The 14,497-nt window shown below is 66.0% G+C and carries 11 protein-coding genes; 3 read left to right on the top strand and 8 right to left on the bottom strand.

The window, feature by feature from the left end:
• Window positions 1-9: 9 nt before the first annotated feature.
• The 3 genes from ACSYS9_RS06025 to radA all read right to left on the bottom strand — a co-directional run bounded on the left by ACSYS9_RS06025 (window position 10) and on the right by radA (window position 5,742).
• Complete coding sequence (locus tag ACSYS9_RS06025) at window positions 10-2,316, bottom strand: tetratricopeptide repeat protein (RefSeq protein ID WP_071227730.1); 2,307 nt, start codon at window positions 2,314-2,316, stop codon at window positions 10-12.
• Between the two features lie 48 nt (window positions 2,317-2,364).
• Window positions 2,365-4,221 carry an ATP-binding protein gene (locus ACSYS9_RS06020; RefSeq protein ID WP_071227731.1) on the bottom strand — a complete coding sequence of 619 codons (1,857 nt, stop codon included), beginning with the start codon at window positions 4,219-4,221 and terminating at the stop codon, window positions 2,365-2,367.
• Window positions 4,222-4,365: 144 nt separating this feature from the next.
• Window positions 4,366-5,742, bottom strand: a complete 1,377-nt coding sequence (gene radA / locus ACSYS9_RS06015) for a DNA repair protein RadA (protein ID WP_014646395.1) — start codon at window positions 5,740-5,742, stop codon at window positions 4,366-4,368.
• A 149-nt stretch (window positions 5,743-5,891) separates the two neighbouring features.
• Between radA and ACSYS9_RS06010 the strand changes: the two genes are divergently transcribed.
• Window positions 5,892-7,949 (top strand): putative bifunctional diguanylate cyclase/phosphodiesterase, encoded by a 2,058-nt coding sequence (locus ACSYS9_RS06010; RefSeq protein WP_071227732.1) that lies wholly within the window; start codon window positions 5,892-5,894, stop codon window positions 7,947-7,949.
• Between the two features lie 497 nt (window positions 7,950-8,446).
• Here the strand turns inward: ACSYS9_RS06010 and cyoD are convergent, their stop codons facing one another.
• Genes cyoD through cyoA form a run of 4 tightly spaced genes read right to left on the bottom strand, consistent with a single transcriptional unit; the run spans window position 8,447 to window position 12,463 of the window.
• Window positions 8,447-8,788: a cytochrome o ubiquinol oxidase subunit IV gene (gene cyoD / locus ACSYS9_RS06005; protein WP_005408584.1), complete on the bottom strand. Its 342-nt coding sequence runs from the start codon at window positions 8,786-8,788 to the stop codon at window positions 8,447-8,449.
• Entirely contained in the window at window positions 8,788-9,426 is a 639-nt protein-coding gene (cyoC, locus tag ACSYS9_RS06000; RefSeq protein WP_005408583.1) for a cytochrome o ubiquinol oxidase subunit III, read from the bottom strand. Before cyoC ends, cyoD begins: the two co-directional genes overlap by 1 nt.
• Window positions 9,423-11,420 (bottom strand): cytochrome o ubiquinol oxidase subunit I, encoded by a 1,998-nt coding sequence (gene cyoB, locus ACSYS9_RS05995; RefSeq protein ID WP_049424462.1) that lies wholly within the window; start codon window positions 11,418-11,420, stop codon window positions 9,423-9,425. Before cyoB ends, cyoC begins: the two co-directional genes overlap by 4 nt.
• Window positions 11,421-11,422: 2 nt before the next feature.
• The gene (gene cyoA, locus ACSYS9_RS05990) at window positions 11,423-12,463 is read right to left on the bottom strand and encodes a ubiquinol oxidase subunit II (protein ID WP_005408581.1); all 1,041 of its coding nucleotides are present in this window, start codon (window positions 12,461-12,463) and stop codon (window positions 11,423-11,425) included.
• A 351-nt stretch (window positions 12,464-12,814) separates the two neighbouring features.
• Between cyoA and ACSYS9_RS05985 the strand changes: the two genes are divergently transcribed.
• Together ACSYS9_RS05985 and ACSYS9_RS05980 are read left to right on the top strand one after the other, a co-directional pair.
• Complete coding sequence (locus tag ACSYS9_RS05985) at window positions 12,815-13,450, top strand: GyrI-like domain-containing protein (RefSeq protein WP_081352262.1); 636 nt, start codon at window positions 12,815-12,817, stop codon at window positions 13,448-13,450.
• Window positions 13,451-13,463: 13 nt separating this feature from the next.
• On the top strand, window positions 13,464-13,799 hold the full coding sequence (locus tag ACSYS9_RS05980; RefSeq protein WP_071227734.1) for a hypothetical protein: 336 nt from the start codon (window positions 13,464-13,466) through the stop codon (window positions 13,797-13,799).
• Between the two features lie 117 nt (window positions 13,800-13,916).
• On the opposite strand, the gene ACSYS9_RS05975 is transcribed toward ACSYS9_RS05980, so the two are convergent.
• Entirely contained in the window at window positions 13,917-14,351 is a 435-nt protein-coding gene (locus ACSYS9_RS05975) for a hypothetical protein (protein ID WP_071227735.1), read from the bottom strand.
• Window positions 14,352-14,497 lie beyond the last annotated feature (146 nt).

Here is a 14,497-nt window from a genome sequence, read left to right as displayed (position 1 = left end):
ATACCAGGCTTACAAGCCGTAACGCTCGATCACGTCCAGGTGCGGCTGGCGATCCTGGTCGCAGGCTTCGGCCAGCCGCAGCCAGCAATGCGGATGCTGCCACTTCGCGGTTTCCTGCTGCAGGAAGCGGTGCAGCGCCAGCGGTGCATGGTCCTGCGGCTGGGCGACGGTGAACAGCAGGCCCGGCAGCGTGCCCTCCTCCTCGTCCGGATCGGTCACGGTGTAGTCCGGGCGGCTGTGCGACCACACCTGCCAGCCCTGCGCCTCGGCCGCTGCGACAAAGGCATTCCACGCGTCTTCGCCCGGGTGCGCGCCGTCGATCAGCCAGCTGCGGGCGAAGCCGCCGCGCTCCAGGACATGCACCTGCGCATAGGTCGGGATGAAATGCTCGCGCGCTTCCTCCTCCTCCGGCGCCGGGTGCACCAGCGCAGCATCGAACACCACCCAGTCGCCCACCTGCTGGGCACGGTTGGCCGGTGCGTTCTCGACGATACGTGCGGTGACCGGGCCACTGCGGCGCGCGTAGTACTCCATCGGCTCGCCGTTATCTTCGCTGCGGATGATCACCCAGCCCCACGGCTCCTCGACCACGCCGTCCTGGCTGGACAGCTCCATGCCGATCGCCGCCGCCGAGCGGCGCACCGCATCCCAGTCGCGTGCCGCGCTGGCCGCGCTCATGTGGTCCCAGTGTGCGGCGTTGGGTTCTTCCAGCAGCTCCACCAGCTGCGCATAGCAGGCCTGCGCCTCGCTGAAGCGACCGGTTTCCATGTACATCCGCGCCAGCGTACCGCGTGCGCCATGCGAGCCCGGCGAGGCCGCCAGCAGCGCCTGCGCGGCCTGCTCCAGTGCCGGCCAGTCGGACACGCGACGGGCGCGCTGCACCTCGCACCAGTGCGCGAACACCGGCACGCTGCCGCGATAGGCATCAGCCAGCTGGCGCAGGCCTTCGTCGTCGCCCTGCTCGGTCAGCCAGCGCATCAGCGTGTAGGCGGCCGGGCCATCATCCTGCGTGTGTGCGCGCACGAAGCGCCACAGCAATGCGCGCGCTTCCGTCTGCGCCCCACAGGCGCTCAGCGCGGAGGCAGCCATCTCGGCCAGCGCCTCGTCATCTGGCAGCTGCGCCTGTGCCTGCAGCAGCCACTGCGCCTCACCTTCGGGATCGCGCGACTGGTTCTGCTCTCCCTGCTCGTTCAGCCAAACCAGTAGTTCAGCGGCCGGCACCGGCAACGGCGCCACATCCGGCAATGCATCGATGCGTGCCGCCAGGCCGGCCACCAGCGCAGCCGCCCCACGGTCCTGGCGCAGCTGTGCCAGATGGGTACGCGCCAGTTCCAGCTGGCGCAGCGCCACCCAGCGTGCGCCACGCTGCAGGGCCAGCTCCAGGCTCAGCGCAGCGACTTCGATCAGCAGGCGGTGCGAGCCAACCTCGGCAAAGTGTTCGATGATGGTGTTGAAGCGCGTACCCAGGTCCCAGGTATTGCGTGCGGGATCACGCCGGCACAGCGCTGCGGCGGTGTTCGCCCACAGCCGCCAGTAGGTAGGCGTCAGCTCGCTCCACGGCACCAGCTGCTGCAAGGCCTCTTCGTCGCGGTCCAGCTGCGCAAGCGCCCACGCCTTGGACAGGCGGCGCGGCACCGTGCAGTTGGCCGGCTCGTACTCGCCGGACGCGGCCACTTCGGCCTCGCGCTTCTCGATCAGCAGCAGCGCTTCTTCGGCGCGGCCCATGCCCAGCAGGATCTTGATCTGCATCTCCGGGAAGCTGTCGAACACTTCCTTGCCGCAGGCTTCGATCGCATCCGACTGCACCTGCAGGTAGTCCAGCGCGTCCTGGCCGCGGCCATCATCAAGCAGTGCATCGGCCTTCTCGCAACTCAGGCACTGGAAGCAGGCCCAGCTCGGGTCGATGCGACCCAGTGTTTCATCGCACACCTCGATACGCTCCGGCACCCAGCCGGGGCCATCGATGTTGCCGTAGCAGGCGGCAAGATCCTGGGTCACGCAGATCGACTGCGGGCACTCCAGGGTGTCCTCGCGATGCGCACGCTCGAACAGCGCCACGGCTTCGCCCAGCGCGCTCTCGCCTTCGACGCGGTTGCCGACGCGGTTGCGCAGCGCCCAGTGACCGACGTAGACGTCGACCCACGGGTTGTCCAGCGCCTTGCCCAGCGCTCGCGCTTCGGGCAGCAGCGCGTCAACGCGGTCGACACGCAGTTCGCTCACCTCGTCGGCGAGGCGGTTCAGCAGGTGCGCATTCTGCGCCTGGCCGGCCTGGCGCAGGTCACCCTGCAGTTTTTCGACCCAGTTCCAGATGTCCATGGGGTAAGTACTCCTGTCTAGCGAAGGCTGGATGAGAGGATGCGGTGCTCAGCGCAGCATCTGCTGCAGGGCACCGGCGATATCGGTGAAGGCGCCGTTGAGATCCGGGCCGGGCGTGGCGGTCGCGCGGGCCAGTGGACGGCCCTGCGCGGCGACGATGATCTTCAGTGAGCGCAGCAGGCGCGCTGCGGCTTCGGCCTGCGGGTGGCCGTCGCGCTGGGCGCGCAGCAGCGCCTGCACCGCCGGGTTGTCGAGGTTGAGGTACAGCCGCGATGGCGCACGCGATTCGATGCGCGCAGTGAACTGACGCGCCAGGCGCAGCGCCGCCATTGAAACGCGCTTGTCGTTCTCATCGTCTTCCAGGCGCTGCTTCAGCTCGGCTTCGCGGTCGGGCACCACCACCACCGGCAGCGACTCGGGACTGAAGCGTGCCGGCAGCAATTGTTCGCCGTCACCCAGCTGCTCGCGCAGCCATGCCAGCTGCGCCTCGTCGAGGCTGTCATCGCTGCGGAACAGCGCGCGGTTGCCCTGCTCGGTGCCGAGCTCGACCAGACGCAGTCCCTTGGCCTGGGCCCAGCGGCGCAGGAACGGCACTACTGCATAGCGATGGCCATGCGCGACCGGCACGCCCATCGCGCGGAACAGCATTTCCTCGAAGCCGCCACCGTTGTCGAGGATCACATGCACGGCACCGCGTGCGGGCAGCGCACTGGCAGGCAGATCGCCCTGCGAGGTCGGCACGCGCACGTGCTCCAGCAACAAGTCGAACAGGCGGTCATCGCACAGCGCCGCGCCCAGCAGCGCCTCGTTGTGGCGGCTCAATACACGTCGCCACGCTTCCGGCTGCTGCCGCGCGACGTCGGCCAGGCCATCAATCAGCGCCTCCAGCAACGCATGCTGCACGGCGCGGTACTGGTCGTCGCGCTGCAGGTCTTCGCGGCTGGCGGTAGGCGTGAGCCGCGAGGATTCGATCACCCCGCCGATGAAGCCCGCCCACGGCGGCAGCAGGTCACGCGCATCGTCGTCCAGCAGCATGCCGCGCACGAACACCGACAGGTTGCGGTTGTCACTGGTGCCGTAGGTGGCACCGTCCTGCACCCACAGCAGGCCGGTGGCATCGCTGTTGCCATCGGCACGCAGCGGCACGGTGACGATCGGCTCGAAATCATGTTCGAAACGCGCCGCGAACTGCAGCGCCTGGCGACGCGCCTGCACCGGATGCAGGGCCACATCGCCCTGGCCGCGCCACGGCGGCGGCTCGGGGTTGAGCGCCTCGCCTGCAGCACCGATGAAGATCGGCTCGGACAGCAGCGCGCAGTAGCGACCCAGCACTTCGTGCAGGCGCGCCTCGTTGGCCAGCGGCAGGAAGTCCGGATGCAGCTCCAGTTCCACCTCGGTGCCGACCGCGCGTGCCGGCACTTCGCTGACGGTGTACTGCTCGGCGTTGCTGGACACGTACAGATGGCCCAGTTCCGGCGTCTGGTACGAGGTGGTGCGCACGCTGACCCGGCGCGCCAGCACGAAGGCCGACAGGAAGCCGAGGCCGAACATGCCGATCAGGCCCTCATCGTCCTCGCCGCCCTGGCGCAGGCCGCGGGTGTAGCCGACGCCGACGGTCGCCAGGTAGTCATGGATCTCCTGGCGGGTCAGGCCGGCACCGGTATCGATGATGCGCAGCACGCCGGCAGCGGCATCGACCTGCACCGAAATGCGCGAAGGTACCTCGATGCCGGGCTGTTCGATGCGGCGGCGGATGATCGAGTCGTGCGCGTTCTGCACCAGCTCACGCAGCGCCACCACCGGGGTGGAATACAGGTGCTTGCCCAGCACCGTCATCAGTCCATTGAGATCGACCCCGGCACGACGGATTTCGGCGTTGGGGGCGGTGAGCGCGGTGTCCTGCATGTAATCGTTTACTCCTGGGCACGGAAAGACGCCAGAGGGCGTCTTCGTCGAGCGGGAAAAACTAGCACAGGGAGGCTGACCGTTACCGTGTCGGCCGCCGTATTCCACGTGCGCTGTGGTGACGCCGGGCCATGCCCGACGCGATCACGCCGCGTCGATAGCCTCGGACAGGCGCTCCACCGCGATCACTTCCATACCCTTCACCGAGCCGCCCTTGGGCGCATTGGCCTTGGGCACGATGGCGCGCTTGAAACCATGGGTGGCGGCCTCGCGCAGGCGGTCTTCGCCATTGGGTACCGGTCGGATCTCGCCGGACAGGCCAACCTCGCCAAACGCAATCGTCTTTTCCGCCAGCGGCCGGTCCTGCAGCGAGGACAGCACCGCCAGCAGCACCGGCAGGTCGGCAGCGGTCTCCTGCACGCGGATGCCACCGACCACGTTGACGAACACGTCCTGGTCGCCGACCAGCACGCCGCCGTGGCGATGCAGCACCGCCAGCAGCATGGCCAGGCGGTTCTGCTCCAGGCCGACCGCGACACGGCGCGGGTTCGACAGCGGCGACGCATCGACCAGTGCCTGCACTTCCACCAGCAGCGGCCGGGTACCCTCGCGCGTGACCATCACGCAGCTGCCCGGTTGGTGGGTGCTGCCGCCGGACAGGAAGATCGCCGACGGATTGGAGACTTCCTTCAGGCCCTTGTCGCCCATCGCGAACACGCCCAGCTCGTTGACCGCACCGAAGCGGTTCTTGAACGCGCGCAGCAGGCGGAAGCGGCTGCCACTCTCGCCTTCGAAGTACAGCACCGCATCGACCATGTGTTCGAGCACGCGCGGGCCGGCGATACCGCCCTCCTTGGTCACGTGGCCGACCAGGAACACGGCGGTGCCGGTCTCCTTGGCGAAACGCACCAGCCGCGCCGCGCTCTCGCGCACCTGGCTGACCGAGCCGGGTGCGGCGGTCAGGCTCTCGGTCCACAGGGTCTGTACGGAGTCGGCCACGATCAGCCGCGGGCCGGCCTTGGACGCATGCTGCAGGATCGACTCGACGCCGGTCTCGGCCAGCGCGTTGACACCATCCAGCGGCAATTCCAGCCGGTGTGCGCGGCCGGCCACCTGGGCCAGCGACTCCTCGCCCGTGACGTACAGCACCGGCAGCTCGGCCGCCATCTTCGCCACCGCCTGCAGCAGCAGGGTCGACTTGCCGATGCCCGGGTCGCCACCAACCAGTACCACCGCGCCCTCGACCAGGCCACCGCCCAGCACGCGATCGAACTCGCCGATGCCGGTCGAGACACGGCGATGCTCGGTCTGCTCCACGTCCTTCAGGGCGGTGATCTTCGGCGGGTCGATCTTGCCGGCCCAGCCGGCCCGGCGCGACGCGGGCGCCTTGGCCGCCGCCGCGCTCTCCAGCACGATTTCCGACAGCGAGTTCCAGGCGTTGCACTCGGTGCACTGGCCCTGCCACTTGCTGAATTCGGCGCCGCATTCATTGCAGACGTAGGCGGTGCGGGCTTTTGCCATCGGATGATTTCCAGCAACGGGAACAGGCGTGGCAGGATAGCCGAGCCGGGTCGCAGGTGCTGCGACCGCTCAAGTCCCGCCCACCCGCGCCGATAGCTGTCGCGGGCGTGCGCCTTGCGGGCACCCCTCCCTCCCCCTCTGGATTCAACATGACTGGCAGTTACAGTCAGAGCCTGGTCGCCATCTCCCTGCTGGTGGCCATTCTTGCTTCGTACACGGCGCTGGACATGGCCGGCCGCCTGGCCACGGCCGAGGGCCGCGTGGCGCGCTGGTGGCTGGCCGGCGGCGCGGCGGCGATGGGCCTGGGTATCTGGTCGATGCATTTCATCGGCATGCTGGCCTTCGACCTGCCGATCCCGGTCGGCTACGACCTCGGCATCACCCTGTATTCGCTTGCAGTGTCGATCGGCGCTTCGGCCTATGCGCTGTGGCTGGTGTCACGACCCAGCCTGCCCTGGCGACGACTGCTGGCCGGCGCCGTGCTGATGGGCCTGGGCATTGCCACCATGCACTACCTCGGCATGGCCGCGATGCGCATGCAGCCGGGTATCGACTATCACCCGGGCTGGTTCGCCGCCTCCATTGCAGTAGCCATCGGTGCCGCCGGCGCGGCGCTGTGGATCGCCTTCCGCCTGCGTACCGAGCAGCGCCACACCATGCGCCTGCGCGCACTGGCCTCGCTGGTGATGGGCCTGGCCATCGTTGGCATGCATTACACCGGCATGGCCGCCGCACGCTTCCCCGAAGGCAGCATCTGCGGCGCGGTCGGCAGCGGCGGCATCGACACGCGCTGGCTGGCAGTGCTGGTGATCGTCACCACGGTGGCGACCCTGGGCATCGCCCTGGTCGCCTCGCTGTTCGACCGGCAGATGCGCGTGCGCACCGGGCTGCTGGCCGATTCACTGGCGCACGCCAACGACAGGCTGATCCAGGCCGCCCTGCACGACCCGCTGACCCAGCTGCCCAACCGCATGCTGCTGCAGGACCGCATCGAGCAGGCCATCGAGAAGGCGCGGCGGCGCAACCAGGCGGTGGCGGTGATGTTCTGCGACCTGGATGGCTTCAAGGCGATCAATGATGCGTACGGACACCAGCTGGGAGATCGCCTGCTGGTGGCGGTGGCGCAGCGTATCGGCGGCCTGCTGCGGCCACAGGACACCTTCGCCCGCCTCGGCGGCGACGAGTTCGTGATCGTGCTGGCCATCGATGTTCCCGACGATGCAGTGGTGGTCGCCGAGCGGATCATCGCGGCGGCGGGCGAACCGTTCCTGCTGGATTCAGCCGAGCTGCAGGTCAGCGCCAGCCTGGGCATCGCCCTGTATCCGGCTGATGCCGGCAACGAGCGCGAGCTGATGGCACACGCCGATGCGGCGATGTACCACACCAAGGAGACCGGCCGGAACGGCTATACGTTCTTCACCCCCTCGATGCAGCTCAGTGCCAACCGCCAGCTGCGCCTGCTGCAGGACCTGCGCAAGGCCATCGCCCGCGACGAGCTGGTGCTGCACTACCAGCCCAAGTTCCCTGCCGCCGGCGCACCGGCCACCGGCGCCGAAGCGCTGCTGCGCTGGCAGCATCCCGAGCTGGGCCTGCTGGCGCCGGATATGTTCATTCCCATCGCCGAACGCAGCGGTCTGATCCTGCCGATCGGTGACTGGGTACTGGACCGTGCCTGTGCACAGCTGCGTGCATGGCACGAGGCCGGGCATACCGGATGGTCGATGGCGGTGAACCTGTCGCCCTTGCAGTTCTCCTCGCCGGCCCTGCTGGACAGCGTGCGCGAGGTGCTGCAGCGGCACCGGATCGAGCCGGCGCGGTTGACCCTGGAGATCACCGAGACCACGGCGATGAAGGATGTCGACGCCAGCCTGGCGATTCTCAACGACCTGACCGCGATGGGCGTCCATATCGCCATCGACGATTTCGGCACCGGCTATTCCAGCCTGCTGTACCTGAAGCGGATGCCGGCCACCGAACTAAAGATCGACCGCGCGTTCGTGCACGATCTGGAATGCAATGAAGAGGATGCCGCCATCGTCTCGTCGATCATCGCGCTGGGCCGCACCCTGCAGCTGCAGGTGGTGGCCGAAGGCGTGGAGACGCAGGCGCAGCGCGAATACCTGAGCGAACTGGGCTGCGACCAGCTGCAGGGCTATCACCTGGGCCGACCGATGGACGCCGAGGAATTCCTGCGCCGGGTGGGGTGAGACCCCATCCGCGCATGGCGTGGATCTCCTGGTAGCGCCGGCCGCTGGCCGGCTTCCCGCAACTGCCGGCCAGCGGCCGGCACTACCCCCCTTTGTGCCGGCCATGCCAGGTGGGATGAGGCCGATGGCTTTGGGGTCGGATCCCTTGCTGCAGGCAAGGACTCTGACCCCATCCACGCATGGCGTGGATCCTGGTAGAGCCGGCCGCTGGCCGGCTTCCCGTAATTGCCGGCCAGCGGCCGGCACTACCACGCTGTGCCGGCCATGCCGGGTGGGATGAGGCCGATGGCTTTGGGGTCGGATCCCTTGCTGCAGGCAAGGGCTCTGACCCCATCCCCGTACAGCGTGGATCTCCTGGTAGAGCCGGCCGCTGGCCGGCTTCCCGCAATTGCCGGCCAGCGGCCGGCACTACCACCGCGCGTGCCATTCCCGGTGGGCGCGACAAACAAAAAGGCCGCCCGAGGGCGGCCTTTCTGCGTGGCAACGTCGCGCGGACGTCAGTGCATCATGTGCACGTTCATGTTGTGCATGACCCACAGGGTACCGACCACGATGATGCCGATCACCACCACGGTGAAGGCCGCAGCGTTGACGTTCCAGCGGCTTTCCGAAGAACGGTCCAAGTGCAGGAAGAACACCAGGTGGACCAGCATCTGCAGCACTGCCGTGATCGCGATCACCACACCGTTGACGGTGCGCGAGAAATCACCCGACATCACCATCCAGAACGGGATGACGGTCAGCACCACCGCCAGCACGAAGCCGATCAGGTACGACTTCACGGTGCCATGGCTTTCGCCGCCGGTGCCGTGGTCGTGTGCATGGTTGTCATGTGCCATTACAGCGCTCCATTGAGGTAGACGACGGAGAACACGCCGATCCAGATCAGGTCCAGGAAGTGCCAGAACAGGCTCAGGCACGCCATGCGGGTCTTGTTGGTCGGGGTCAGGCCGTACTTCTTCAGCTGCACGAACATCACCAGCAGCCACAGCAGGCCGGCGCTGACGTGCAGGCCGTGGGTACCGACCAGGGCGAAGAACGCCGACAGGAAGGCACTGCGGTCCGGACCGTAGCCCTGATGGATCAGGTGCTGGAACTCCCACACTTCCATGCACATGAAGCCGAAGCCCAGCAGCCAGGTGATGCCCAGCCACAGGTACATCTGGCCCATCTGCTTGCGGTGCATGGCAATCATGCCCAGGCCGAAGGTCAGCGAGGAGGTCAGCAGCAGCGCGGTTTCCCATGCAACGAACGGCAGTTCGAACAGGTCCTTCGCGGTCGGGCCACCATCGGTACCGCCGGCCAGCACCACGTAGGTGGCGAACAGCGAGGCGAAGATGAGGCAGTCGCTCATCAGGTACACCCAGAAACCGAAGACGGTGTTGCCGCCGGTGTCGTGGTGCTCGTGGTCGTCATGGCCATGGGCCGCCGCATGCGCGGCGTGCCCGTGGCTCAGGGTCGAGGTATTGGTGCTCATGCCTTCAGCTCCGACTTCACCAGGCCCTGGGCTTCCAGGTGCTTGCGGTGTTCGTTCTCGATGCGTTCCACCTCGGCGGCCGGGACCCAGTAATCCACGTCCTGGTCGAAGGTGCGGTAGATGAACGTGGCGATCATGCCGACGAAGCCGACGATGGCCAGCCACCAGATGTGCCAGATCATCGCGAAGCCGAACACCAGGCTGAAGGCACCGATGACAACGCCCGTGCCGGTGTTGCGCGGCATGTGGATGTCGGTGTACTTGGCCGGCTTCGGCCAGGCTTCACCACGCTGCTTGCGCTCCCAGAAATCGTCCAGTTCGGTGACTTCCGGCAGGGTGCCGAAGTTGTAGAAGGCCGGCGGCGAAGAGGTTTCCCACTCCAGCGTACGCGCATCCCACGGGTCGCCGGTCAGGTCGACGGTCTTCTTGCGGTCACGGATCGACACGGCCACCTGGATGATCTGGCACAGGATGCCGGCGCCGACGATGAAGGCACCTGCAGCTGCGATCAGCAGCAGCGGCTCATAGGCCGGGTTGACCGTGCTCTGCAGGCGACGGGTCATGCCCATGAAGCCCAGCACGTACATCGGCATGAAGGTCACGTAGAAGCCGATGAACCAGCACCAGAACGCGCACTTGCCCCAGAACTCGTTGAGGCGGAAGCCGAACATCTTCGGCCACCAGTAGGTGATGCCGGCGAACATGCCGAACACCACGCCGCCGATGATGACGTTGTGGAAGTGGGCGATCAGGAACAGGCTGTTGTGCAGCACGAAGTCGATGGCCGGGATCGCCAGCATCACGCCGGTCATGCCGCCGATGACGAAGGTGACCATGAAGCCGATCGTCCACAGCACCGGGGTGGTGAAGTGCACGCGACCGCGGAACATGGTGAACAACCAGTTGAAGATCTTCACGCCGGTCGGGATCGAGATGATCATCGTCGTGATGCCGAAGAAGGCATTGACGTTGGCACCCGAGCCCATGGTGAAGAAGTGGTGCAGCCACACGATGAACGACAGCACGCCGATGCAGGCGGTGGCATAGACCATGCCCTTGTAGCCGAACAGCGCCTTGCGCGAGAAGGTCGCGATGACTTCGGAGAACACACCGAACGCCGGCAGGACCAGGATGTACACCTCCGGGTGACCCCAGATCCAGATCAGGTTGATGTACAGCATGGCGTTGCCGCCACCGTCATTGGTGAAGAAGTGCGTACCCAGGTAACGGTCCAGGGTCAGCAGCACCAGGGTGATGGTCAGCACCGGGAAGGCAGCGACGATCAGCACGTTGGTCACCAGGGCGGTCCAGGTGAACACCGGCATCTGCATCAGCTTCATGCTGGGGGTACGCATCTTCAGGATGGTGATGAAGAAGTTGATACCGCTCAGCGTGGTACCCAGGCCTGCGACCTGTAGACCCCAGATGTAGTAGTCCATGCCTACGCTTGGACTGTATTCGATGCCCGACAACGGCGGGAACGCCAGCCAGCCGGTGGCAGCGAACTCACCGATCCACAGCGACAGCATGATCAGCACCGCGCCGGACACGAACAGCCAGAAGCTGAGCGAGTTGACGAACGGGAACGCGACGTCGCGCGCACCGATCTGCAGCGGCACGGCCAGGTTCATCAGGCCGGTGATCAGCGGCATCGCCACGAAGAAGATCATGATCACGCCGTGGGCGGTGAAGATCTGGTCGTAGTGGTGCGGCGGCAGGTAACCCTCGGACCCACCGACGGCGAGCGCCTGCTGGGTACGCATCATGATGGCGTCGGAGAAACCGCGCAGCAGCATGACGAAGGCGACGATGAGGTACATCACGCCGATCTTCTTGTGATCCACCGAAGTGAACCACTCCTTCCACAGATAGCCCCACAGCTTGAACTTGGTGATCAGGGCCATGACGCCCAGGCCACCCAGCACCGCGCCGACCAAGGTGGTCAGCACGATCGGATCGTGGGGGATCGACTCAATTGAGAGTTTTCCCAACATGTTCATTCTCCCGAACCCGCATGGCCAGCATGGCCAGCGTGTTCGTGTTCGGTGGCATCCAGGTTTTCACCCGATTCCTTGGAATCATGCGCGTCACTGGGGGCATGCCCCTCGTGCGCTTCATGGCTGGCGGCATCGGCAGCGGCGGCACCGGCGTGCGAGTGCTTCATGCCGTAATGCTTGTTGTCGCCCATGTGCTTGGCGATGACCCAGTCGAACAGGCCTTCTTCGGTCTTGCCGAAGTAGGTGACCGGATACCACTCGGCGTTGCGTGCTTCACCCAGGGCCTTGAACGAGGCCTTGTCCAGGGTCTGCTCGCCGGCGCGGACCTGGTCCAGCCACTGGCGGTATTCGGCATCGGTGACCGAGTAGGCGGTGAAGTGCATCTTGGCGAAGCCTGCGCCACTGTAGTGCGAGGACATGCCCGGGAATTCACCGGTCTCGTTGGCGATCAGGTGGAGCTTGGTCTCCATCGCAGCCATCGAGTAGATCATGCTGCCCAGGTGCGGGATGAAGAAGGCATTCATCACCGAATCGGACGTGATCTTGAAGTTCAGCGGCGTGTTGACCGGGAACTTGATTTCGTTGACGACCGCCACCTTCTCTTCCGGATAGATGAACAGCCACTTCCAGTCCAGCGAGATCGCCTCGATGGTGACCGGCTTGACGTCCGATTCCAGCGGACGATACGGGTCCAGCGCGTGCGACGAACGCCAGGTCAGGACCGCCAGCACCAGCACGATCATGCAGGGAATGGACCACACCACCACCTCGATCGCCGTCGAGTGGGACCACTTCGGCTCGTAACGGGCCTTGGTGTTGGAGGCGCGATACTTCCACGCGAAGGTCAGGGTCATGATGATGACCGGGATGACGACCAGCAGCATGAGCACGGTGGCCGTGATCAGCAGGGTCTTCTCATCCTGGCCGATCTGGCCCTTCGGACTGAGGATGGCCACGGCATCGCAGCCGGTGAGCATCACCAGCAACGACAGCAGCAGGCCCGGGCGCAACCAGCGCCCAAGGGTTTTCAACGGAATCATCGGTCGATCCAATTGCGAGGGAATGCCGTTCCCCGTCCTGCCTGTTCCGGCCAAAGCCGGTCCCACCGGTCCGGAAGACAGGTAGGGAGGTGGGTCGAGTCAGCCTTTCAATTTTAGGCCGTCACCCACCATTTAAGAAAGGCATTGACATTGATCGAGCGCAGGAAAGGCCCGATTCTGGCTGCGACACGTTGTCGCACCGCGCGGGCGCGGCGGGCAGGACGCACGGGGGCGGCATCCTAGCATCGGGCGATGGCGGCTGCTCCGCCCGTGTTCGGCAAAGTCATCTGAACCTGTTCAGGCGTGCTGGCGGGTGCCCGGCGTGGGATGCTCGGCGCAGGAGGAAGGCCCGTGGACAAGATCGACTTCAAGAAGCGCGATCGCGCGTTGTACCTGCCCCCGGCGGGCCGGTTCGTGACGGTAGACGTACCGCCCCTGCCCTACCTGATGGTCGACGGCCACGGTGATCCGAATACCGCCCCCGCGTATGTGCAGGCGGTGCAGTGGCTGTACGCGGTGAGCTATGCACTGAAGTTCGCGCTGAAGTCCGGGGGCCAGGACTACGTGGTGCCACCGCTGGAAGCCCTGTGGACCGCCGAGGATCCGTCGAGCTTTGTCGCACGCCGCAAGGATGAGTGGAGGTGGACGGTGATGATCCGTACGCCGGACGGGATCAGTCCAGCGCAGTTGGAGGCTGCCATCGCCAAGTCGGCGAAGAAACTGGGCGAGGTCCCGGCCAGCCTTCGCCATGAAATTCTTGAAGAAGGCCTCTGCCTGCAGACCTTGCACGTGGGCGCCTACGACGACGAAGGCCCCACCCTGGCGCATCTGCATGACGAGCTGATGCCCGCACTGGGATACACCTTTGCCGGCCCCCATCATGAGATCTACCTGAGCGACCCGCGCAGGACCGACGCGGCGCGGTTGAAAACCGTGCTGCGGCAGCCGGTGCGGCCAATTGAGCCTGATGAGGACTCCTCCACGTGACACAAGGAACGCCATGCGCCTGATCAGCCGGCTGCTGCACTGGACCACCCTGCCCGCCGGGCGCCGCCTGTTGGTCGTGCTGGGTGCTGCGCTGGTGATCGTGCTGGCCTGCAACCCGGCGCTGTTGCCGTTGCTGCCGGTGGTGGACGCGCTCGGGCTGGACGTGCTGGTGCTGTTGCTGGGTGCACAGGTGGTGGCGGTACTGCCTTGGGTGCGGGAGCGGACCGTGCGCGGGACCAGGGTGCTTACACGCCTGATGATGGGCGCATTGGCGGGAGCGGCAGGTGGCTATCTCCGGCAGCTCGCGTGGTGGCTGGCACGGGGTGCGGAGATCGTTGGACGTGAATGAAGCTGTGTTTGCATCGGTGACGTCGCCGACCGACCTTTCCCTTGGGCAGAAACAGAAAGCCCCGGCAAAGGCCAGGGCTTTCTGTTGATGCAACTGCTCGTCTTGCGTGGAGTGCGTCTAGAACGCGGTCGGACCGATTTGGATCACACCATCATGGGTCAATGCGAGACGGATCCTGGTTCTGCCACCCGCCGTGACCACGTGGGAAATTTCGCGCCTGTGCGCCGATTCATCCCCCCACGAACAGAGACCTTTACCCGCGAAACTTGCGCTGACAATGCGATTGCCGGCAGGCACAGACAGCGAGACAGACTCTCCCCGCTGCAGATGGGCTGCCAGGGTGCCGTCGATATACAGTGCAAGTGGGCATGCCCCACCAACCGCGCCGACGTCCCGCGTAAAGATTACCTGTCCGGAAGCACTGTCCCCAATCCCATTGAAGGCGAAAATCCGCTCGGCAGGCACAGGTTGCGCCTGTTCGGAGCTGATCTGGCGGGTTGCACAGCCGGCGAGAACGACGCACGCCATCAGGCTCACCACGATCTTCTTCATGACATCCCCTGTTGGTTGAAACTGACTTGCCCCGTCCAGCGCCGCAAGCAACCCACCTCGGCAATGGGGATGACCCCGACCGGCAGGTACATGCCTGCAGTTCCATCGGACGCTTCCGCCGGGGTCGGGCCGCGCCAGCACAGCCC

It is taken from the genome of Stenotrophomonas sp. STK17_22, assembly GCF_051983905.1.
Taxonomy (GTDB): Bacteria; Pseudomonadota; Gammaproteobacteria; order Xanthomonadales; family Xanthomonadaceae; genus Stenotrophomonas; species Stenotrophomonas maltophilia_A.
Note: the sequence above shows the minus strand (reverse complement) of the source record. Positions and strands in the feature narration are given on the sequence as shown.

Excerpts from the sequence above, each read along its gene's own strand:
- cyoB (WP_049424462.1), bottom strand. The coding sequence starts at position 11,420 with ATGTTGGGAAAACTCTCAATTGAGTCGATCCCCCACGATCCGATCGTG.
- ACSYS9_RS06010 (WP_071227732.1), top strand. The coding sequence starts at position 5,892 with ATGACTGGCAGTTACAGTCAGAGCCTGGTCGCCATCTCCCTGCTGGTG.
- ACSYS9_RS06020 (WP_071227731.1), bottom strand. The coding sequence starts at position 4,221 with ATGCAGGACACCGCGCTCACCGCCCCCAACGCCGAAATCCGTCGTGCC.
- ACSYS9_RS06025 (WP_071227730.1), bottom strand. The coding sequence starts at position 2,316 with ATGGACATCTGGAACTGGGTCGAAAAACTGCAGGGTGACCTGCGCCAG.
- cyoD (WP_005408584.1), bottom strand. The coding sequence starts at position 8,788 with ATGGCACATGACAACCATGCACACGACCACGGCACCGGCGGCGAAAGC.
- ACSYS9_RS05980 (WP_071227734.1), top strand. The coding sequence starts at position 13,464 with ATGCGCCTGATCAGCCGGCTGCTGCACTGGACCACCCTGCCCGCCGGG.
- cyoC (WP_005408583.1), bottom strand. The coding sequence starts at position 9,426 with ATGAGCACCAATACCTCGACCCTGAGCCACGGGCACGCCGCGCATGCG.
- ACSYS9_RS05975 (WP_071227735.1), bottom strand. The coding sequence starts at position 14,351 with ATGAAGAAGATCGTGGTGAGCCTGATGGCGTGCGTCGTTCTCGCCGGC.
- cyoA (WP_005408581.1), bottom strand. The coding sequence starts at position 12,463 with ATGATTCCGTTGAAAACCCTTGGGCGCTGGTTGCGCCCGGGCCTGCTG.
- radA (WP_014646395.1), bottom strand. The coding sequence starts at position 5,742 with ATGGCAAAAGCCCGCACCGCCTACGTCTGCAATGAATGCGGCGCCGAA.